Origin of the sequence: Olsenella sp. An188 (assembly GCF_002160255.1) — a bacterium.
Lineage (GTDB): Bacteria > Actinomycetota > Coriobacteriia > Coriobacteriales > Atopobiaceae > Thermophilibacter > Thermophilibacter avistercoris.
This window is the reverse complement of the sequence record NZ_NFKF01000008.1, coordinates 30,902-51,312: the sequence shown is the minus strand read 5'-3', so window position 1 is coordinate 51,312 and position 20,411 is coordinate 30,902. Positions and strand designations below refer to the sequence as shown.

The following is a 20,411-nucleotide window of genomic DNA, read 5'->3' as shown; positions in this document are numbered from 1 at the left end:
CAAACTGTAGGCGCCAAACGACACTTCTGCCGAGAAGAACGTCGTTTCGCGCCTACACCTTGCGGCGCAGGGCGCTCCAGTCCGGAAGCACGCGCACCCCGTCCGGCTGGGCCAGCGCCGTGCCCCGCCGCGGCACGCCGTACTCGTCCAGCAGGGCCGAGAAGCGCGCGGGGTCGTCCGTGAGGTCAAAGCGAAACCGCAGGACGGACACGTCGTAGAGCGTGATGCGCGAGCCGCGGGCCCGCTCGTCGGAGAGCACCTCGTCGAGCGTGCGACCGCGCGTCATCTCCTCGCACACGTACTTGTCCGTGCCGTCGAGCTCGCCCAGGATCACGAGGCCGTCGGCGCGCACCCAGCAGAAGTCCGCCCGGTACGGCGCGCCCCCGTCCGCCGGCCGCGGGACCTCGACCTGCAGCTCGGGTCGCGCGTAGCCGAGGGCGAGCATCCGGCCGCGCGCTATCGACTCGCCGCCGTTCTCGCTGCGCGGGTCGGCCCACGCGAGCGTCCCGAGCGCCTGCGCGCGCCCGCGCGGGTCGTAGGGCACGGAGTCGACGAAGGCGGCGAGGCCCGATGCCGTCACCACGCCCTGCCTGAGCGCAGAGTCCGCGACTCCGAGACCCAGCGGGAAGTCCGTGCGGCGCAGGCAGTCAAAGACCGTGCGCTCCGGCGGCGTCACGCGCAGGCCGCCCGCCACCCGGACGTCCGCGAGCCCCTCGTCCTCGGGCAAGACGGCGTGGCGCCTCACCGGTCCCGCGCCTCCGCGAAACCCCGAGCGCGTGGTGGCAACATGGATCGCGTCCTGCAGCGACCACGAGACGTCGACCCCGTAGGCCACGGCGGCGGTCGGGCCGCAGAAGACCCAGTCCGGGTGCAGTGCCTGCAGGCCGCGCGCCACAAAGAGCGTCCGCTGGTCCCGCTTGAGCTCGTCCCACAGGTCCGCCCGCACGAAGAGGCCTCGCGCGGGCGAGGCCACCTCCCCCGACCCGACGCGGCGCTCCAGCGCCCTGAGCAGCCTCTCGGGAATCTCGTCCGAAACGACGAGGCAGCTCCCCAGCTCCTCCGCGGCGGCGAGCAGACCCCCGACCTCGCTGTCTACGCTATGGCTCATGCGCCCTCCCTTCGTTGGACGCAGATTGTTCCCCCATGTCAAGCGCGATGCCATTCGAGAAAGCCCGTTTAAATTGGAATTTGATACTCCTGAATGAGATGTGAGTCCGTTTTCGCAGGTAAACGACGCGCGGTTCGGCCCGGGACACGCCTCGTAAGATTCGTGGAAGATTCACCTGCGGTCGGTTTTTCTCGGCAGGCGGTATGCGTGCGGGTTCAGCGGGGGCTGTAGGAGGTTGTCGACGCTTTCCCGGACAAAAGTGACGGCTGGTTCCCACGCTTTCGTCTTGTAGGAAGCTGCCGACACTTCGGGGGCAGATTGTGTCGTTTGGCGCCTACAGCCCGCGTGTGTAGGAAGAAGGCGACAGTTTGGATCTCGGGACTGTCGTTTCGTGCCTACACTCGGCGCGCGGCGAGAAGGGCCCGCGCGCGGCGAGAAGAACCGGCCGCCCGCCGCTGGCGTGCATGCCGTGGATTTTCTCGCCCGCCTGAGCTGCGCGTTCGTGCGAACGCCCTGCTCGCCCCGCCCGCGCGCCCGGCAATTGCGTCCGGCCAAACGGCTATCCTAGTGAGGAAAACCAGAGAGCGACCCAGGGGAAACCACATGGCATTCGTCCACCTGCACAACCACTCGGACTTCTCGATCCTCGACGCCGCCACGCGCGTCTCCGACATGGTCAAGCGCGCCGTCGACCTGGAGATGCCGGCGCTGGCGCTCACGGACCACGGCTACATGTTCGGCATCCCCGACTTCGACCTGGAGTGTCGCAAGTACAACGACGCGCAGAAGGACATGGGCCAGTGGCGCCACGACCTCGAGTGCTTCCAGAAGGGCTGGGAGCTCGAGGAGCCGGAGCCCGACGCCGCGGACGCCGCCCCGCACGACCGCGTCCACGCCCAGTGGGAGAGCGACGTGGCCGTCTGGAACCAGACCCACGACCTCGAGGCCGTCCGCGCCAACCGCCCGAGCCTGCTCATCAAGCCGATCTTTGGCTGCGAGGCCTACTTCATCACGGACGACTGCATCGAGAAGGGCACCCGCCAGCACCGCTACCACCTGATCCTGCTCGCCAAGAACGAGACCGGCTACGTCAACCTCATGAAGATGATGAGCGAGGCCGCCTCGGGCGACATGTTCTACTACTACCCGCGCACCACGCTCGACATGCTCCGCCGCTACCACGAGGGCATCATCTGCACCTCGGCGTGCGTCTCGGGCATCATCCCGCGCATGTACTTCTCGGGCCAGCCCGAGGAGGCGCGCCGCTGGGCGCTCACCTACAAGGAGATCTTCGGCGAGGACTTCTACCTCGAGGTCCAGGACCACGGCCTGGCCGACCCCAACTGGGGCGGGTTCACCGACCGCACGCTCTCCGAGCAGATCCTGAGACTCGGCCACGAGCTCGGCATCAAGGTCATCGCCACGAACGACAACCACTACCTCACGCGCGAGGATGCCCCCACCCAGGACGTGCTCAGCTGCATCGGCACGGCCTCCAAGCTCGACGACGCCAACCGCAAGCGCATGACGGGCACCGAGTTCTACATCAAGAGCGAGCAGGAGATGCGCGAGCTCTTCTCGTGGGCGCCCGAGGTCATCGACAACACGCTCGAGGTGGCCGACAAGTGCTCCTTCGAGCTCGACTGGACCCACATGTACCTGCCCAAGTTCCCGGACCTCGACCCCGGCGAGACCTCCGAGGAGCGCTTCCGCAAGGAGTGCGAGACGGGCCTGGCGCGCCGCTACGGCGAGAACTGGCGCGAGCTCACGATAGGCGGGGAGAACGTCCGCGAGCGCTTCGAGTACGAGTACAAGGTCATCTGCGAGAAGGGCTTTGCGGACTACTTCCTCATCGTGCAGGAGTACGTGCGCTGGGCCAAGCAGAACGGCATCGGCGTCGGTCCCGGCCGAGGGTCGGCCGCGGGCGCCATCGTGGCCTACGCCATGGACATCACCACCTTCGACCCGCTGGACAACGGCCTGATGTTCGAGCGCTTCCTCTCGCCGCAGCGCTCCGAGATGCCCGATATCGACATGGACTTCGACGACGAGCGTCGCCTCGAGGTCGTGGAGCACGTCCGCCAGCTCTACGGCCCCGAGCGCGTCTGCCACGTCATCACCTACTCCACGATCAAGGCCAAGCAGGCGATCAACGACGCCGCGCGCGTGCTGGGATTTCCCGTCTGGCAGGGCCAGAAGCTCTCCAAGATGCTCGCCAACGACCCCAAGCTCACGCTCGACCACGCGCTGCACAAGTCCGAGAAGGCCCCCGACCAGTACTCCCCGGACTTCGAGGAGGCCTACGACAAGGACCCCGAGATGCGCAGCATCATCGAGGCCGCGCTCTCGATCGAGGGCCTGCACCGCGGCGAGGGCGTCCACGCCTGCGCCGTCCTCATCGCCCCCACGCCGGTCAACGACCACGTGCCCACGAAGGTGGACACCAAGGGCGGCGTGGAGATCACCCAGTACGAGGGCCACTCGGTCGCGGACATGGGCCTGCTCAAGATGGACTTCCTGGGCCTGCGCACGCTGACGGTCATCTCCAAGGCGCTCGCCAACATCCGCGCCAACCACGGCGTGGACATCAACGTCGACGAGATCCCCTTCGACGACCCGGAGATCTTCAAGCTCATGCGCGAGGGCCGCACGGCCGGCGTCTTCCAGATCGAGTCCGCGGGCATGACGTCCACGATCAAGAACATGCGGCCCACCGAGTACAAGCAGGTCGTGGCTCTTATCGCCCTGTACCGACCGGGCCCGCTCGGCGCCGGCATGGTCACGAGCTACATCAACCGCATGAACGGCAAGGAGGAGGCCGTCTCCTACGACCCGCGCCTCGACGACATCCTGGGCGAGACCTACGGCACCATGGTCTACCAGGAGCAGGTCATGAAGATCTCGATGAAGATGTCGGGGTTCTCGGCCGGCGAGTCGGACAGCCGCATCCGCAAGCCCGTGGCAAAGAAGAAGATCAAGCTCCTCACCTCGACGGTCTTCCACTGGGACGACGGCAAGGACGAGACCACCTACGACCACTGGATGAACGGCGCCGTCAAGAACGGCTACAAGAAGGAGATCGCGCAGAAGATCTGGGACGACGTCCTGGAGTTCGCGTCCTACGCGTTCAACAAGAGCCATTCCGCCGGCTACGCCATCCTCGTCATGCAGACGGCGTGGCTCAAGGCCCACTACCCCAAGGAGTACATGGCCTCGGTCCTCACGTCCTACATGGGCAAGACCGACAAGATCGTCCACTACGTCACGGCCTACCGCCACGAGGGCGTGGCCATCCTGCCCCCGGACATCAACGAGTCCGGTCGCGACTTCACCGCCACGGCCGACGGCGTGCGCTTCGGCTTTGCCGGCATCCGCGGCGTGGGCGAGGGCGTGGGCGAGGCCATCATGGAGGAGCGCGAGAAGAACGGCCCGTTCGCCAACCTCCACGACTTCGTGGACCGCATGGACACCTCCCAGGCAAACCGCCGCGTGGTCGAGGCGCTCATCTGCGCGGGCGCGTTCGACTCGACGGGCTACACCCGCATGCAGCTCATGCGCTTCGTGGACAAGACCAACCCCGAGAACATCATCGACGCGGCGACGCGCCGCCAGAAGGAGCGCGCCGCCGGGCAGTTCTCGATGTTCGACCTCTTTGGCGACGTGGAGGGTTCGGGCTTCGAGAACACCGTTCCGGAGCCCGACGGCGTGGAGTGGGACCGCTCCGACAAGCTGCGCCGCGAGCACGAGGTGCTCGGCCTCTACGTCTCCGACCACCCGCTGCGCCCCTACGAGTACGCGCTCGCCAAGAACCGCGACTTCACGGTCGCGGACATCGAGGTCGCCGAGGAGGTCGCCGACGCCACGGGCGCCGTGCACGAGCGCTTCAAGGTGCCCGAGGGCAAGGTCATCCGCCTCGCCGGCATGGTGACGGCCGTGCAGAAGAAGACCACCAAGAACGGCGACTCCATGGCCATCGTCACGCTCGAGGACATGGAGGGCGAGGTCACGCTCGTGGTCTTCCCCAAGCTCTACAAGAAGTGCTCCGGCGCGCTCGTGGGGCAGGTCGACCCGGAGACCGGCGAGAGCTCGGGCGACGTCTTCGTGAAGGTCGAGGGCAAGCTCGAGCGCTCCGACCGCGGCAACCAGATCATCTGCATGGGCGTGGAGCCGCTCGTGCTCGACGAGAAGGCCAACCGCCCCAAGGTCATGGAGGTCAACATCCCCGCGGCGCTGCTCACGCGCCCCTACATGGACTCGATGGGCTCGATCCTCACGCGCTACCCGGGCCTCGACCACGTCGAGCTGCGCGTGGAGGCAACCTCCGGAGACGTCATGCGCATGGAGCTGCCCTGCCGCATCGACGCGCGCAACATGGTCCTTCTCGCCGAGATGATCGATCTGGTGGGCCGCCAGGGACACGTGAAGGTGGCGTAGGCGTGCGACTTTTGCGGAGGGGGCCATCGCGCGTTGGCGGCGCCCGCGAACGGGTATCTATGAGTCAACGCGCCCCGCAGAAGGGCGGCGCGCGCAACCGAGAGGGGTAGTCATGGCCGAGGTCAAGTTCTATCGCTGCAACCACTGCGGAAACATCGTCGCCGTCGTCAAGGACGGGAAGGTCACACCCAGCTGCTGCGGCGAGCCTATGGAGCTGCTCGTCGCCGGCTCCACCGACGCCGCCACCGAGAAGCACGTGCCCGTCGTCACCAAGGACGGCAACCACATCGTCGTCACCGTGGGCGAGGTCGCCCACCCCATGCTCGAGGAGCACTACATCGAGTGGATCGCGCTCGCCACGGACGGCAAGCTCTGCATCAAGCACCTGAAGCCCGGCGACGAGCCGAGCACCAAGTTCGGCGCCTGCTGCAGCGAGGGCGGCACCGTCTACGCGTACTGCAACCTCCACGGCCTCTGGAAGGCCGACGTCTAGGCTTCTCGCCGGCGACTCGAGGCCCCCTCGGCACGTCCGTGGGGGCTTTTTGGTAGATGTGGACCCTATCGAGGAGGGTGAGACGATGAGCACGCTTTCCAGAAGGTCCTTCGTGGGGGTGCTGGCCGCAGTCGCCGCGGCCTGCGCCTCTGGCTGCGACGGACCCGCGACCGTTGCGACGGAGTGGGGTGAGATGCCCAACGTGGTGGGCATGCAGGCCCAGGAGGCGTGGACCACGCTCGTGGAGGCCGGCTTCGTGCCGAGCTTCGAGCGCTCCGACGACGAGGGCGAGCCGGGAACGGTCGTCTCGGTTCTCGCGCGAGAGGTTCCAGACGCAGTCTCGCTGATCCTTGACGCCAACGGCGAGGCCCACGAGGAGTACGATGGCGTTTCATGGAAGGCAACCGCCGTCTGTGGCCTGTGCGGCATGAGCCAGGTCCCCCTGCAGCTCACCTTCGGCAACTCCGAGGCCGAGGCCCGCGCCCAGCTGGAGGAGGCGGGGATCGCCGAGGTCGAGGTCGCGTACTCCGGGGACGTGGACGAGGCGGCGAACGTGGTCACGGCGTCCTCGCCGCCGTGCGGCGCGTGGGTCGTGGACGGAGAGCCGGTCACCATCACGGTGACGAGCGACGTCACGATGCCGGACGTCCTGGGCGACGACCCCCTCACGGCAACACAGCGCCTGCGCGAGAGGGGCCTCGTTGCCGACCCGGCCATCACCGAGTACATGGTCGAAGACGGCTTCATCCCGACGGTCGAGTGGGCCTCCGCGGAGCCGGGCGCGCCACTTCGCGTGGGTGACGTGGTGGAGCTCACGTACACGACCGCGCCGTAGGGCCGCGAGGTCGCCGTTCTTCTCGCCGTGTCCCGGCCGTGTGGCACAATGGGGCGAGACACGACGATAGGAGAGCACATGAGGATCGGGGTCGCGCAGATTTCCACGCGCGCGGGTGACTTTGCCCAGACCGCGCGCCAGATGGTCGAGTGTTCCGAGCGGGCGGCGCGGCAGGGGGTTGACCTGCTCGTCTTTCCCATGACGGCGCTCTGCGGCGCCTCGTCGGTGGGCCCGGTCGACCGCGAGGGGTTCCTGCTCGACCTGGCGGGCTGTGTGCTCGGGCTCGCCGAGGACCTGGCATGCCCCTGCCTCGTCCCCGTGCTCACGGACATGGGGGGCGCAAGCGTGCCGGACGCGCTGCTCATACGCGACTCCCAGATCGTGCCCGTGGGGCTCGCGGCGCGCATCGAGGCCATGGCCGCGGCGGCGCAGAGCGAGCCGGTCGACGAGCGGAGCGGGACGTTGCCGGAGCTCGAGCTTGCCGGCGCGCGCCTGGGCGTCGCGTTCACCTACGACGACCTCGACGTCTACGTGGACTACGAGTACGACGTCGACGTCATCGTCTTCCTCTCCGGCTACGGCTTTGCCGTGGACGACCCGTCGAGCGCGCTCGGGACCTCGCTCACGGAGGGGCGCTTCATGGCCGACGCCGAGGCCACGGGGGCGTGGATCGTGGGCGTGGGCTCGCTCGGCTGCTACGACGCCCAGGTCTTCTGCGGTTCGAGCTTCGTGCTCGCCCCGTGGGGCGAGCTCGCGGCGCAGGCCCCGAGCCTCGAGGAGGCGCTGCTCGTCTGCGACGTCGACCCCTCGGCCGAGGGGCCGCTCGAGGCCCCGCTCACGCCGGAGGTCTACGACGCGCCGCTCATGACCTGGAGCGCGCTTGCGGCCGGGCTCGCCGGCACCGTGCGGCAGCTCGGGGCGGGAGGGGCGTGCGTGGTGGTGGACGACACCCTGGCCTCCATGGTCGTGGCGACGCTCGCGACCGACGCGCTCGGGCCCACCAACGTAGGCGTGGTCCTGGCGGGGGAGGGCGGCCCCGCGGCGGAGCTCGTGCGTGCGCTGCGCATCCCGGCCGCCAACGTGGAGGCCCTGGAGCTCCCCGGAGGCGGGCGCGGGGGGTCTGGCGAGAAGGACCGCGCGCTCGCGGCCGACCTCGCGCAGGCGCGCCTGGCGGCCCTCGCGCGCCGCACCTCCCGCGTTCCCCTCGGCACGCTCGACAAGACGGGCCTCGCGCTCGAGGAGCGCACCTTCGCCGACGCGGCGCGGCTGCACCCGCTCGCCGACCTCTACCGCTCCGACGTGTTCAGCCTCGCCCACCTGAGAAACACGATCTCGCCGGTGATGCCCGCCGCGGCGCTCGCCTCCTACGAGGTGCCCGACGTCGAGGGGCTCGCCGAGGCGCTCGGCTCGGACGAGACGCGCCTCGAGTTTGTCGACCTCGTCCTCTCGAGCCACCTCGAGTGGGAGCTGCCCGTTTCCGACGTTGCCGCCGAGCGTGGCCACGCCGGGCTCGTCGAGGCCATCCTGGCGCGCCTGCGCGAGGTGGACTCCCGGCGCGCGGGTGAGGTCCGCGCGATCACGCTCTCGTCGCGGACGCTCGCCGAGGCTCGCGGCCCGGTGGGGCTCGCGTGGCACGACGTGGCGAGGCCCGAGGAGGAGCGCCTGGCGGGACGTCTCTCGGCGCTCGCCGACCAGGTCGGCGACGAGGGGGACGACGGTCCCGAGGGCGAGGGGCGGGAGGCGGGCGGCGAGCGCGAGAGCCACGAGCGCGAGGTCCGCGACCTGCTCGGCTACCTGAGGGACTTTTCCGCGGGCGGGGGCTTCTCGCCCATGGGGGGCTCGGACGAGGGGTCGGGCCGGCACGGCTCGCCCGGGCAGGGGGAGGGCCCGCAGGGACCGTTCTGGGACGGGCCGTTTTCCGAGAACTGACCCTTGCCCTCCCGTGCCCCTGTGCTATGATAGAACGAACGTTCTAATGCACGGACCGGGAAGGGGGCCCATGGTCATCCTCGGAATAGACCCGGGCCTCGCCCACACGGGGTGGGGCGTCGTCGAGACGCGCGGGCCGGCGTGCCGCGCGCGGGCGTACGGCTGCGTCGCCACCACCGCCGCCGAGCCGATCGACGTGCGGCTCGGGCGGATCTATCGCGAGCTCAGGGACGTGATCGAGAGGTACGGGCCCACCGAGCTCGCCATCGAGAGCATCTACTTCGGGGAGAACACCAAGTCCGCCATAGCCACCGCGCAGGCGCGCGGGGCGGCCATCGTGGCCTGCTCGACGGCGGGGCTCTCGGTCGGGGAGTACACTCCCATGCAGATCAAGCAGGCCGTGGTGGGCACGGGTGCCGCGGACAAGCGCCAGGTCACCTACATGGTGCGCACCGTGCTCGAGCTCGACCACGACCCGCGCCCCGACCACGCGGCGGACGCCCTGGCCGCGGCGGTCTGCCACGCAAACGTCACCAGGACGAAGAGCCTCGGCCAGGCAAGGAGGGTCCTCACGTGATAGTCCAGCTCACCGGCACGCTCGTCGAGGTGCTGCCGACCCACATCGTGCTCGACGTCGGCGGTGTCGGCTTCGAGCTCGGCGTCTCCTCGACCACGGCGGCCTCGCTCCCGCACGTGGGGGAGTCGGGCGTCACGGTGCTCGCGCGCATGGTGGTGCGCGACGGCTCGATGGAGCTCTACGGGTTTGCGACGCGCGAGGAGCGCGCGCTGTTCGACCAGCTGCGCGCCATCACGGGCGTCGGGTCCAAGCTCGCGCTCTCGGTGCTCTCCACCTTCTCCCCCGCGGTCCTCGCCCAGATCGTGACCACGCAGGACACGGCGCGCATGGCGCAGGTGCCCGGAGTGGGCCGCAAGAAGGCGAGCCGTCTGATCGTCGAGCTGTCCGACGTCTTCTCGAAGGACGCCGAGCTGCGCGGGCTCGTGGGGCTCACCGCCCCGTCGGACGCCTCGCTGCCGCTTTCCGCCGGGGCGCCCGCCGGCGTCGAGGCGGACGCCACCGAGGCGCTCCTCTCCATGGGCTTCACCTCGCAGGAGGCCGAGCTCGCGCTCGAGGGCCACGCTGAGTCCGGGGCCGTCACCGTCGAGCAGGTGCTCGCCTACGCCCTGAGGCGCCTGGGGAGCGGTCGCTGATGTGGGAGGCGAGCGAGAAGGACCTCTTCGCCGGGGCGGCTTCCGGCCCCGCGCGCTCCGCGGGCCCGCGCGAGGTGAGCGGCGAGCTCACGTCCGAGGACCTCGACCAGGACCGTACGCTGCGCCCGCGCACCCTCGACGAGTACATCGGCCAGGAGCGCGTCCGCGAGAACCTGCGCGTGCTCATCCAGGCGGCCCGCGACCGCGGCGAGGCGCTCGACCACGTGATCTTCTCGGGCCCTCCGGGGCTGGGCAAGACCACGCTCGCCGGCATCGTGGCCAACGAGATGGGTGCCAAGATGCACACCACCTCCGGCCCCGCCATCGAGCGCGCCGGCGACCTCGCGGCCATCCTCACCAACCTCGAGGCCGGCGACGTCCTGTTCGTCGACGAGATCCACCGCCTCAACCACCAGATCGAGGAGATCCTCTACCCCGCGATGGAGGACTTCTTCCTCGACATCGTGATCGGCAAGGGGCCGGCGGCCCGCTCCATACGCATCGACGTGCCGCGCTTCACGCTCGTGGGGGCGACCACGCGCACGGGGCTCCTCACCGGCCCGCTGCGCGACCGCTTTGGCATCTCCTACCGGCTCGACTACTACACGACCTCCGAGCTCGCCGTCATCGTGGGGCGCTCGGCGCACATCCTCGGCGTGGACATCGACAAGCAGGGTGCCAGCGAGATCGCCTCGCGTTCGCGCGGCACGCCGCGCCTCGCGAACCGCCTGCTCAAGCGCGTGCGCGACTACGCCCAGGTCAAGCGCGAGGGGCGCATCACCTGGGAGGTGGCCGCCGAGGCGCTCGAGTTCTTCGAGATAGACGCCCTGGGCCTCGACACCATGGACGTGCGCATCCTGACGGCGCTCTGCCAGACCTTCCGCGGGCGCCCGGTCGGGCTCACCACGGTCGCGAGCGCGGTCTCCGAGGACCCCTCCACGCTCGAGGACGTCTACGAGCCCTACCTGCTGCAGCGCGGCCTCATCGTCCGCACGCCGCAGGGCCGCCAGGCCACGCTGGCCGCCTTCGACCATCTGGGGATCGAGCCGCCCCCCGCGCGATAGCGCGCCGGGCGCGGCCGGCTTCGAGGTCCTTCTCGCCGGGCGCGGCCGTTTCACGCGCGGGACGGAGCCTACGGGTTATGATGGTGGCGTCATCGCGAGCGCGCGCCACGTTCAGCAAAGGAGACCCCGTGAGCGACTTCGTCAAGGCAGAGAGCGTCTACGTCAACCAGAGCATGGGAAGCCGCGAGGAGGTCCTGCGCTTCATCGCGCAGCGGGCCGCCGAGCTCGGCGTCACGCACGACGCGGACGCGGTCTACGACGCCTTTGTGGCGCGCGAGGAGATGGGCGAGACGGGCATGACCGACGGCTTCGCCGTGCCGCATGCCAAGGCGTCCTCCATCCTGGAGCCCGCGGTCATCGTGGTCAAGAACGACCGCCCGATCGAGTGGCCGAGCTTCGACGACAAGCCCATCGACGTAGCCATCGCCCTGCTCGTCCCCGAGGGGGAGTCGGGCACCATGCACATCCGCCTGCTCTCCAAGACCGCGGTGCTGCTCATGAAGGACGAGTTCAAGGCACTGATCCGCGGCACCGACGACGCGTCCCAGATCGCCGACGCGATCAACGCGGGCATCGAGGAGGCCTAGCGCCGGCGCTTGCGGCGCAAAGACGCGTGGCGGCCCCGCTTCGGTCGGGGCCCAAGGAAGGGGGAGACCATGTTCAGGCAGGCAACCGAGAGGCGCGTCGCGGTGTTCGTGGCGCCGGGGCTCGAGGAGATCGAGGGGCTCACCGTGGTGGACGTGCTCTACCGGGCGGGCGTGCCGTGCGACACCGTGTCCGTGACGAGCGGGCGCGAGGTCACCTCGTCCCACGAGGTGACGATCGTCTGTGACCGCTCGATCGCCGACGAGGGCTTCTCGTTCGACGACTACGACATGCTCGTGCTGCCCGGGGGCATCCCCGGGACGCCGAACCTGCGCGCCTGCGAGCCGCTCTGCTCTGCGCTTGTGGAGTTCTCGCGCTCCGGCCGCGCGCTCGCCGCCATCTGCGCCGCCCCCTCCGTCCTGGCCGAGCTCGGCCTGCTCGAGGGCAGGCGCGCGACCGCTAACCCGGGCTTCCAGCACGTGCTTGCCGAGCGGGGCGCCCTTCTCGTGCCCGACGAGCCGGTCGTGGCGGACGGCGGCGTCATCACGAGCCAGGGGGCGGGCACCGCCATGCTCTTCGGCCTCGAGATCGTGCGCCACTTCCTCGGCGACGAGGCGGTCGAGCGCGTCCGCGACGGTGTGGTGATGCCGTAGGCCCGCCTTGCCCCGCGTCTCTCGCCGAGTGCGCGATATTCCGCCCGAGCTTTTCGAGTTCACCGACACGAACTCGTCGTTTCCGCAGTTGGCAGCCAAGAGCGTAGGTCGCGGGCGAGAAGGGAAGTGCCGAATATCGTGCACTCGGCGAGAGACGCGGGGCAAGATCTGCGTGTGCCCCGTCCCCGGCGTCGGGGAGAAGTGTGTCAAGCGCGTGACCGAATCGCCCCCGAGGTTGACGCGCCTATGCCGAGTGCTTATCTTTTCCGTATCAAATCTCGGCTTTGATGCATATTCATAGCGAAATATGCAATAAAAGGAAAGGTGTTACGCATGGCGACAAGAACGTGCGTCGTGGGGGCGACCGGGTACGCGGGCATCGAGGTCTGCCGAATCGTGCTGGCCCACCCGGAGCTCGAGCTCGTGATGGTCACGGACCGCAAGGAGGCGGGGACGCGCCTCGACGCGCTCTACCCGCAGCTCGCGGGCGCCTGCGAGCTGACCCTCGTCCAGCCGGACGCCGACGCCATCGCCGCGGCGGCCGACGTCGCGTTTCTCGCCGTGCCGCACACGGCCAGCCTCGCCCTCACGCCCGAGCTGCTCGCGCGCGGGGTCACCGTGCTCGACCTCTCCGCGGACTACCGCCTCCATGACCCGGCCGTCTACGAGGACTGGTACGCCACCCCCCACACGAGCCCCGAGCTGCTCTCCCAGACCGTCTACGGCCTGCCCGAGCTGAACCGCGCCGGCCTGGCCTCGCTCGCCGACCGCCGCGCCGCCGGCGAGGCGGTGCTCGTGGCCGTCCCGGGCTGCTACCCCACCGCCACGGCGCTCGCCGCGGCCCCCGCCCTCGCCGCGGGCCTCGCGACCGGAGACCTCGTGATTGCCGACGCCATCTCCGGCGTGTCGGGCGCCGGGCGTGGCTGCAACGCGCGCACCCACTTCTGCCACGCCAACGAGTCCGTCGAGGCCTACGGCGTCGCGCACCACCGCCACACCCCCGAGATCGAGCAGACGCTCTCCGAGGTGGCGGGCCGCGAGGTCTGCGTGGTCTTCACGCCGCACCTCGCCCCGCTCACGCGCGGGCTGCTCTCCACGGTCTACCTCGAGGCCGCCCCGGGCGTGGCCGAGCAGGACGTCCAGGCCGCCTACGAGCGCGCCTACGCAAACGAGCCGCTGGTCACGACGCTGCCCGCCGGCACCATGCCCGCCACCGCGTCCGTTGCCGCCACGGCCCGCGCCCAGGTGGGCGTCGCGCTCGACGCGCGACGACGCCCCACGATCGTCGCCTCCTGCGCGATCGACAACCTCGGCAAGGGCGCCGCCGCGCAGGCCGTCCAGTGTGCCAACGTAGTGCTCGGCCTCCCCGAGACCACGGGGCTTCTCGCCGCGGCACCCCTCATCTAGCCTGCCCAAAGGGAGGACCACATGGAGAACATCGAGCCCCTCTGCGTCGAGGACGCCCCCGACGCGCCCTCCGCGTACGGCTTCGCCCCCTGCGAGGGCGGCGTCTGCGCCGCGGCGGGCGTGCGCGCCTCGGGCGTATCGGCCGGATTCCGCAGGAACCCCAACCGCCTCGACCTCGCCCTCGTCGTCGCCGACGAGGCCTGCGTGGTCGCCGGCGCCTTCACCACCAATCGCTTCTGCGCCGCCCCCGTCGCCCTGAGCCGCGAGCGGGCCGCCCGCGGGCGCGCCCGCGCGGTGGTGCTCAACTCCGGCAACGCCAACGCCGCGACCGGAGAGCCGGGCCTCGCGGTGGCGCGCCGCTCGGCGCAGATCGTCGCCGACGAGCTCGGCTGCGACGCGCAGGACGTGCTCATGGCCTCCACCGGCGTGATCGGCGTGCCGCTCCCGGTCGCGCCCTTCGAGGCGGGCGTGCCGGCCGCGGTCGCCTCCCTCGGCGCGGACGCGGCGCACGCCCACGACGCGGCGTGCGCCGTCATGACCACCGACACCCGACCCAAGGAGGTCGCCCTCGTCGGGAACGTGCCCGACGGGCGCGGCGGCGAGGTTACCGTCCACGTGGGCGGCTTCGTCAAGGGCTCCGGCATGATCCAGCCCAACATGGCAACGATGCTCGCCGTGCTCTCCACCGACGCCCCGCTCACGCCTGAGGCGGCCCACGAGGCCCTTCTCGCCGCGGTGCGCGTGAGCTTCAACAAGGTGACCGTGGACTCCGACACCTCCACCAACGACACCGCGCTGCTCCTCGCGACCGGCGCCGCCGGGGGAGAGCCGATCGACGTGGACTCGCCCGCCTACCCGGCCGTCGCCGCCGCCGTGCGCGGCGCGTGCGTCGAGCTCGCCCGCATGATCGCGGCCGACGGCGAGGGTGCCACCAAGCTCGTGACCGTGAGCGTCATGGGGGCCGCGACGCCCGAGGACGCGGACACCGTGGCCCGCGCGATCGCCAACTCGCCGCTCGTCAAGACCGCCGTCTTTGGCCACGACGCCAACTGGGGGCGCGTCGCCGCGGCGGCGGGGAAGTGCGGCGTGGCGTTTGACCAGGACCGCGTTGACATCGACTTCCTCGGCGTGCCCGTGTGCCGCTCCGGGCTCACCGTTCCCATGGACGAGGAGGAGATGCTGCGCCGCTTCGACGAGAGCGAGGTCGAGATCGCCGTGAACCTCGGTGCGGGCGCGTGCTCGGCGCGCGTCTGGACGTGCGACCTCACGCACGACTACGTCACGATCAACGGCGACTACCGCACGTAGGCCGTGTCGCGCCGGAGGGCGGTGCGCCCGCGAGGCCCGGGCGACCCAACGTTCTTCTCGACCGAAGGAGGAAACCATGAAGCAGCGTGACAGGCAGGAGCGGGAGGCGGCGGCGTCGAAGGTCGACGTCCTCACCGAGGCCCTGCCGTGGATCAACCGCATGCGCGGCAAGACCTTCGTCATAAAGTACGGCGGCTCGGCTATGGAGGACGAGGAGCTCTGCCGCCAGGTGGTGGCCGACATCGAGCTGCTCAAGCTCATGGGCATCCGCATCGTGGTGGTGCACGGCGGCGGCAAGGCCATCAACGCCCAGCTCAAGGCCCTGGGGATCCCCGTCGCCTTCAAGGACGGCCTGCGCGTGACCGACGACGCCACCATGGCCGCCGTGCAGCAGGTGCTCGTGGGGCAGGTCAACCAGCGCCTGGTCTGGGCCCTGAACGAGTACGGGCACAACGCCGTGGGCATCTCCGGCGCCGACGGCAAGACGCTCAAGGCCGCGCCGATCGATCCCGAGCTCGGGCGCGTCGGCCGCATCCGCGAGGTCGACCCGAGCCTCATCGAGACCATCCTCGACGACGGCTACATCCCCGTGATCGCCACGGTGGGCTGCGGAGCGGACGGATTCTACAACATCAACGCGGACGTGGCGGCCGGCAAGATCGCCGAGGCCATGGGTGCCGACAAGCTCATCTACCTCACCGACGTCGACGGCCTGTACGGCGACATCCACGACGAGGACTCCCTCATCCAGACGCTCACCCGCGCGGAGACGCACCAGATCCTCTCGTCCGGCGAGCTCGACGGCGGCATGATCCCCAAGATTCGCTCGATCGCCGAGGCGCTTGACGCCGGCGTCTCCGAGGTCGTCATCCTGAACGGCACCTTCCCGCACTCGCTGCTTCTCGAGATCTTCACCGACGCGGGCTGCGGTACCATGTTCACGCAGGACTAAACCCATCCGAAGGGAGCACCATGTCCGCCGACTCGAACACCCCCGCGCCCCAAGCCGTCACCGACGAGGCCGTCCGCCTGGACGACGCCTACGTCATGCACACCTACGGCCGCCTGCCGGTCGAGTTCGTCTCGGGCCACGGCGCCACGCTCGTGGACGCGTCGGGGGCCGAGTACATCGACCTGCTCGCCGGGATCGGCTGCGCGAGCCTGGGCCACGCCCACCCGGCCGTGGCCCGCGCCCTGCACGAGCAGGTCGACCGCGTCTGGCAGACGAGCAACTACTTCTACGCCGAGAACCGCGGCGAGCTCGCCGCCGCGCTCTCCGCGCTGCTCTCCACCACCACCGACGAGGGCGGCCACGAGATGGGCTCCACGGGCACCCGCTGGAAGACCTTCTTCGCAAACTCCGGGGCGGAGGCCAACGAGGGCGCCATCAAGCTGGCGCGCCGCTGGGGCGAGAAGAACCTCGACGGCGCCTCGCTCATCGTGACGGCGCGCCAGAGCTTCCACGGCCGTACGCTCGCCACGCTCGCGGCGACCGGCCAGGAGCGCTTCCACGAGAGCTTCCGGCCGATGCCCGCCGGCTTCTCCTCCGTGCCGCTCAACGACATCTACGCGCTGCGCGAGGCCGTGGCGTCCGGCGGCGTGTGCGCCGTCATGCTCGAGTGCGTCCAGGGCGAGGGCGGCGTGTGGAACGCCAACTACGACTACCTGCGCGACGTACGCGAGCTCTGCAGCGAGAGCGGCATCCTGATGATCTGCGACGAGGTCCAGACCGGATTCTTCCGCTGCGGCTCGCCGTTCTGCTACCAGCGCTCGCAGGTCGAGCCGGACGTGGTCTCGATGGCCAAGGGCATCGCGGACGGCTTCCCCATGGGCGCGGTCGCCGCGCGCGCCGAGGTCGCGGACCTGCTGGGGCCCGGCGAGCACGGCACCACCTTCGGCGGCAACCCGCTCGCCTGCGCAGCGGGCCTCGCGTGCGTGCGGACCCTCGTGGAGGACGAGATCGGCGAGCACGTGCTGTCCGTCGGGCGCCACCTGCGCCACCGCCTCGCCGCGATGGGCCACGTGGTCGAGGTGCGCGGCCACGGCCTCATGCGCGGAGCCCAGCTCGACGCGCCGGTCGCGGCGCGCGCGGTGGAGGAGGGCCTGGCCTGCGGCCTCGTCATGAACCACGTCGGCGACTCCATCCTGCGCTTCCTCCCGCCGCTCGTGATAACCCGCGAGGAGGTCGACGAGGCCTGCGACCGCCTCGAGGCCCTTCTCGCCCGCCTGGCGTAGGGGCAGGTCCCAGCTGTCACATCGTCCGGAACCCGCACGTACCTGGTGTGCATGCGGGTTCCGGTCGAAACTGACCTCCAAACCGTCCATAACCTGCACGTATTGGACGTACGCGCAACTTCCGGTCGAAACAGACCTTCAGACCGTCCACAACCTGCACGTTCAAGACGTACGTGCAGCTTCCGGTCGCCTTGGCGAGAAGAGCCGTCCGCAACCTGCACGTTCCAGGAGTGCGCGCAGGTTCCGGACGGTTCCTCTCGCCCCCGTGGGCCGCGCCGGCTACCGCTCACGGGCCCCATGTGCCGTTCGCGAACCTTCCACGGAGCTTACCGTTCTCTTCCACGCAACTCCATGTTGTGTCCTGCCTGAGGCTCCATCGCTCGCGTCTCCCGGAATGGCATCACGTTGTAAATGGCTAACATAATGTTGCAAACCGCTTCCGATGGGACGTGGAAGAATCCCCTCACGCCAGAAGGGGAGGGGATGTGCCATGAGCCATGTCGTAGACGAGAGAATCGGCGAGCTGCTCCTGGGTGCCGCGCAGCGGGGGAGCTGCTACGTGCCGTCCGGGGATGATGCGGAAAGGATTCGGCGCGCCCTCTCGAGGAGGGTCGCGGACGGCGCGGTCCTGTCGCCCGGGCGCGGGCTCTTCGTCGACGCGGAGGCATGGGACTCCCTCAAGCCCGCCCAGCGGGCGCTGTGGGTTGCCCGCGGTCTCCAGACCCTCCACCCCGACTGGGTCTTCTGCGGGCCGACCGCCGCGCTCGCCCACGGTATCGACGTCTCGGATGCGCTGATCGCAGACACGCACGTGGCCGTCCCCGCGCTTCGCGGCGGCTCGAACGCCGGACCGCTGGTCAGGCACCCCGTTCTGGAATCGTGCGAGCCGGGGGGAGGGATCGAGGAGGCGGGCGGCCTGCGCGTGACGCCGCCGCTCCAGACGGTCTTCGACTGCCTGCGCTGGACCGACTTCCCCCATGGCCTGGGCGTCATAGACTCGGCGCTCAGGGTCGGTGCCGTCTGCGGGGACGAGCTCGCCGAGCACGCGGAGAGGATGGCGCCCCGACGCCGCGGTGCGCGTCGGGCCCTTGCGGCCCTTGCCTGGGCGGACCCGCGCAGCGAGAACGGCGGCGAGTCGATCGCACGCGGGCGCATGCTGCTGCTCGGGTACGTGCGGCCCGAGCTGCAGGTGGAGGTGCCCTGCGTCATCGAGCGCGGGGAGCCGTATCGCGCCGACTTCTGCTGGGTGCGCGCCGACGGCCTCGTCATCTTGGGCGAGCTCGACGGCAGGCTAAAGTACACCGAGGAGGAGATGATGGGCGGGCGCGATCTGGGCGAGGTGCTCTCCGACGAGAACGTCCGCGGGTCGCGCTTCTCGCTCTACGACGTGTCGCTCATGCGGTTCGGGTTTCCCGTGACGGAGCGGCCCGCCGAGTTTGCCGCGATCCTCGACGAGTACGGCGTCCCCAAGCGCGGCGGCCCGCTCGCCCTGCCGGAGGGGACCCCGATGGTCCCCGACTGGGAGGCCCTGCGGCGCAACCGGAGGTGATGGGCACGGTTCTCGCCGGCGAGAAGTACGTGCAGCTTACGGACGCCTTGGCGAGAAGAACCGACCGCAACCTGCACGTTCTGCGGGTACGTGCAGGTTGCGGTCGAAACGGGGCCCCAGACTGTCCGGGACCTGCACGTTCCCGAGGTACGCGCAGCTTCCGGTCGGTTCTTCTCGGCAGACCGTCCATAACCTGCGCGTATCCCGGAAACGTGCGGCGCGCGGACGCCCCGCAAAGAAAAACCGTCCGGAAGCCGCGCCAGTCTCGACGACATGCGGCTTCCGGACGGTCTGCCGGCCGGCTGTCAGGGACGCCTACTCGCCCGAGCTCGCCTCCGCGCCCTCCGGCACGCGCAGCATCATGAAGAAGCCGACCACGAAAAGCATCGCGATCGAGAGCACGCCGATGCTGGAGTTGCCGGTGAGCGCCGTGAACGTGCCCACCAGGAACGTGCCGAGGATGGCGGCGTACTTGCCGAAGATGTCGAAGAAGCCGAAGTACTCGTTGGCGCGGTCCTTGGGTGCCAGCTTGCCGAACTCGCTTCGCGAGAGCGCCTGGATGCCGCCCTGGAACATGCCCACGAGGATGGCGAGGAACCAGAACTCCACGGCCGAGCGCAGGAAGAAGGCCGCGAAGAGCGTGATGCCGAAGTACGCCGCGATGGCGATCAGCAGCATGCGGCGCGTGCCGTACCTCCCGGACAGCCGCCCGTAGGCAATCGCGGAGGGAAACGCCACGAACTGCGTCACCAGAAGCGCCAGCACGAGCTGGGTGGAGTCGATCCCGAGGTCGGTCCCGTAGCTCGTGGAGAGCTTGATGATCGTGTGCACGCCGTCGATGTAGAAGAAGTACGCGATCATGTAGTAGCGGATCGCGCGGTTCGCCCAGATCTCGCGCAGCGTCCCGGCGAGGCCGCGGATCGCGCGGCTGACGGCGTGCGGCTCGCGCGGCTTGTAGTGCATCTGCCGCACGTTCCTGAGCAGCGGCACCGTGAAGGCCGCCCACCACAGGCCCGTGATCGCAAACGCGATCTGCATGGCCGTCTGCAGCGTGATGCCGAGCGCCTCGTAGCCCAGGACTACGCCCAGGCACGCGATGAACGGCACGCAGCTGCCGATGTAGCCCCAGGCGTAGCCCTGGCTGGAGATCTCGTCCATGCGCTCGTCGGTGGTGGTGTCCACGAGCAGCGCGTCGTAGAAGACCATCGAGGAGTTGAGCGCCACCGACGAGATCACGTAGATGACCAGAAACGCCAGCGCCGTCGTCACGAAGCCCATCGCCAGCGTGGCCACCACGCCGGTGCCCACGCAGCCCACGATGAACCTCTTCTTCATGCCCTGCATGTCGGCGATCGAGCCCAGGACGGGCATGAGCAGCGCGATGATCAGCGACGCCACCGTCTCGGCCCAGCTCCACGCCACCACGACCCCGCCCTCCGGGGAAAGCGACGAGAAGTAGATGGGAATGACGCTCGTGGCGAGAAGGACGAGCGCGGAGTTGCCCACGTCGTAGGCGATCCAGCTCTTCTCGGCCTTGGTCATCTTCTGGTTTGCCATGGATGTCCTCTCCTTGGTTGCACAACATATCTATGTTAGTCGCAG

General features: G+C 69.6%; 16 protein-coding genes. 14 read left to right on the top strand and 2 right to left on the bottom strand.

What is annotated here, in order from left to right; translation table 11 throughout:
• Nucleotides 1-52 precede the first annotated feature (52 nt).
• On the bottom strand, nt 53-1,108 hold the full coding sequence (locus tag B5F23_RS08700; RefSeq protein ID WP_087353862.1) for a type IV toxin-antitoxin system AbiEi family antitoxin domain-containing protein: 1,056 nt from the start codon (nt 1,106-1,108) through the stop codon (nt 53-55).
• Between the two features lie 603 nt (nt 1,109-1,711).
• On the opposite strand from B5F23_RS08700, the gene dnaE reads away from it, so the two are divergent.
• The 14 genes from dnaE (at nt 1,712) to B5F23_RS08630 (ending at nt 18,809) form a co-directional block, all read left to right on the top strand.
• A complete protein-coding gene (gene dnaE, locus B5F23_RS08695; RefSeq protein WP_087353859.1) occupies nt 1,712-5,542 on the top strand; it encodes a DNA polymerase III subunit alpha in 3,831 nt (1,276 codons plus the stop codon).
• A gap of 112 nt (nt 5,543-5,654) precedes the next feature.
• On the top strand, nt 5,655-6,035 hold the full coding sequence (locus B5F23_RS08690) for a desulfoferrodoxin (RefSeq protein WP_087353856.1): 381 nt from the start codon (nt 5,655-5,657) through the stop codon (nt 6,033-6,035).
• 85 nt (nt 6,036-6,120) lie between these two features.
• Complete coding sequence (locus tag B5F23_RS08685) at nt 6,121-6,870, top strand: PASTA domain-containing protein (protein ID WP_087353852.1); 750 nt, start codon at nt 6,121-6,123, stop codon at nt 6,868-6,870.
• Between the two features lie 78 nt (nt 6,871-6,948).
• Nucleotides 6,949-8,799, top strand: coding sequence for a hypothetical protein (locus tag B5F23_RS08680; RefSeq protein WP_087353849.1), 1,851 nt, complete (start codon nt 6,949-6,951; stop codon nt 8,797-8,799).
• A 70-nt stretch (nt 8,800-8,869) separates the two neighbouring features.
• The gene (gene ruvC, locus B5F23_RS08675; RefSeq protein ID WP_087353846.1) at nt 8,870-9,376 is read left to right on the top strand and encodes a crossover junction endodeoxyribonuclease RuvC; all 507 of its coding nucleotides are present in this window, start codon (nt 8,870-8,872) and stop codon (nt 9,374-9,376) included.
• The gene (gene ruvA / locus B5F23_RS08670) at nt 9,373-10,008 is read left to right on the top strand and encodes a Holliday junction branch migration protein RuvA (protein ID WP_087353843.1); all 636 of its coding nucleotides are present in this window, start codon (nt 9,373-9,375) and stop codon (nt 10,006-10,008) included. The genes ruvC and ruvA overlap by 4 nt, the downstream gene beginning before the upstream one ends.
• The gene (gene ruvB / locus B5F23_RS08665; protein ID WP_087353841.1) at nt 10,008-11,072 is read left to right on the top strand and encodes a Holliday junction branch migration DNA helicase RuvB; all 1,065 of its coding nucleotides are present in this window, start codon (nt 10,008-10,010) and stop codon (nt 11,070-11,072) included. The genes ruvA and ruvB overlap by 1 nt, the downstream gene beginning before the upstream one ends.
• A gap of 128 nt (nt 11,073-11,200) precedes the next feature.
• Entirely contained in the window at nt 11,201-11,659 is a 459-nt protein-coding gene (locus tag B5F23_RS08660; protein WP_087353838.1) for a PTS sugar transporter subunit IIA, read from the top strand.
• Between the two features lie 69 nt (nt 11,660-11,728).
• The gene (locus B5F23_RS08655) at nt 11,729-12,310 is read left to right on the top strand and encodes a DJ-1 family glyoxalase III (protein ID WP_087353836.1); all 582 of its coding nucleotides are present in this window, start codon (nt 11,729-11,731) and stop codon (nt 12,308-12,310) included.
• A 333-nt stretch (nt 12,311-12,643) separates the two neighbouring features.
• Nucleotides 12,644-13,717, top strand: a complete 1,074-nt coding sequence (gene argC / locus B5F23_RS08650; RefSeq protein WP_087353833.1) for an N-acetyl-gamma-glutamyl-phosphate reductase — start codon at nt 12,644-12,646, stop codon at nt 13,715-13,717.
• A 21-nt stretch (nt 13,718-13,738) separates the two neighbouring features.
• The gene (gene argJ, locus B5F23_RS08645) at nt 13,739-15,025 is read left to right on the top strand and encodes a bifunctional glutamate N-acetyltransferase/amino-acid acetyltransferase ArgJ (RefSeq protein WP_087353830.1); all 1,287 of its coding nucleotides are present in this window, start codon (nt 13,739-13,741) and stop codon (nt 15,023-15,025) included.
• A gap of 76 nt (nt 15,026-15,101) precedes the next feature.
• Nucleotides 15,102-15,977: an acetylglutamate kinase gene (gene argB / locus B5F23_RS08640; protein WP_087353827.1), complete on the top strand. Its 876-nt coding sequence runs from the start codon at nt 15,102-15,104 to the stop codon at nt 15,975-15,977.
• Nucleotides 15,978-15,997: 20 nt separating this feature from the next.
• The gene (locus B5F23_RS08635; protein ID WP_241145842.1) at nt 15,998-17,260 is read left to right on the top strand and encodes an acetylornithine/succinylornithine family transaminase; all 1,263 of its coding nucleotides are present in this window, start codon (nt 15,998-16,000) and stop codon (nt 17,258-17,260) included.
• Between the two features lie 490 nt (nt 17,261-17,750).
• Nucleotides 17,751-18,809, top strand: a complete 1,059-nt coding sequence (locus B5F23_RS08630) for a type IV toxin-antitoxin system AbiEi family antitoxin domain-containing protein (RefSeq protein ID WP_087353823.1) — start codon at nt 17,751-17,753, stop codon at nt 18,807-18,809.
• A 315-nt stretch (nt 18,810-19,124) separates the two neighbouring features.
• Here the strand turns inward: B5F23_RS08630 and B5F23_RS08625 are convergent, their stop codons facing one another.
• Nucleotides 19,125-20,366: an MFS transporter gene (locus B5F23_RS08625; RefSeq protein ID WP_087353821.1), complete on the bottom strand. Its 1,242-nt coding sequence runs from the start codon at nt 20,364-20,366 to the stop codon at nt 19,125-19,127.
• Nucleotides 20,367-20,411 lie beyond the last annotated feature (45 nt).

Coding starts and splice junctions, on each gene's coding strand:
- B5F23_RS08685 (WP_087353852.1), top strand. CDS start 6,121: ATGAGCACGCTTTCCAGAAGGTCCTTCGTGGGGGTGCTGGCCGCAGTC.
- ruvC (WP_087353846.1), top strand. CDS start 8,870: ATGGTCATCCTCGGAATAGACCCGGGCCTCGCCCACACGGGGTGGGGC.
- argC (WP_087353833.1), top strand. CDS start 12,644: ATGGCGACAAGAACGTGCGTCGTGGGGGCGACCGGGTACGCGGGCATC.
- B5F23_RS08700 (WP_087353862.1), bottom strand. CDS start 1,108: ATGAGCCATAGCGTAGACAGCGAGGTCGGGGGTCTGCTCGCCGCCGCG.
- B5F23_RS08680 (WP_087353849.1), top strand. CDS start 6,949: ATGAGGATCGGGGTCGCGCAGATTTCCACGCGCGCGGGTGACTTTGCC.
- B5F23_RS08630 (WP_087353823.1), top strand. CDS start 17,751: ATGAGCCATGTCGTAGACGAGAGAATCGGCGAGCTGCTCCTGGGTGCC.
- ruvB (WP_087353841.1), top strand. CDS start 10,008: ATGTGGGAGGCGAGCGAGAAGGACCTCTTCGCCGGGGCGGCTTCCGGC.
- dnaE (WP_087353859.1), top strand. CDS start 1,712: ATGGCATTCGTCCACCTGCACAACCACTCGGACTTCTCGATCCTCGAC.
- B5F23_RS08655 (WP_087353836.1), top strand. CDS start 11,729: ATGTTCAGGCAGGCAACCGAGAGGCGCGTCGCGGTGTTCGTGGCGCCG.
- argJ (WP_087353830.1), top strand. CDS start 13,739: ATGGAGAACATCGAGCCCCTCTGCGTCGAGGACGCCCCCGACGCGCCC.
- B5F23_RS08635 (WP_241145842.1), top strand. CDS start 15,998: ATGTCCGCCGACTCGAACACCCCCGCGCCCCAAGCCGTCACCGACGAG.
- argB (WP_087353827.1), top strand. CDS start 15,102: ATGAAGCAGCGTGACAGGCAGGAGCGGGAGGCGGCGGCGTCGAAGGTC.
- B5F23_RS08690 (WP_087353856.1), top strand. CDS start 5,655: ATGGCCGAGGTCAAGTTCTATCGCTGCAACCACTGCGGAAACATCGTC.
- B5F23_RS08625 (WP_087353821.1), bottom strand. CDS start 20,366: ATGGCAAACCAGAAGATGACCAAGGCCGAGAAGAGCTGGATCGCCTAC.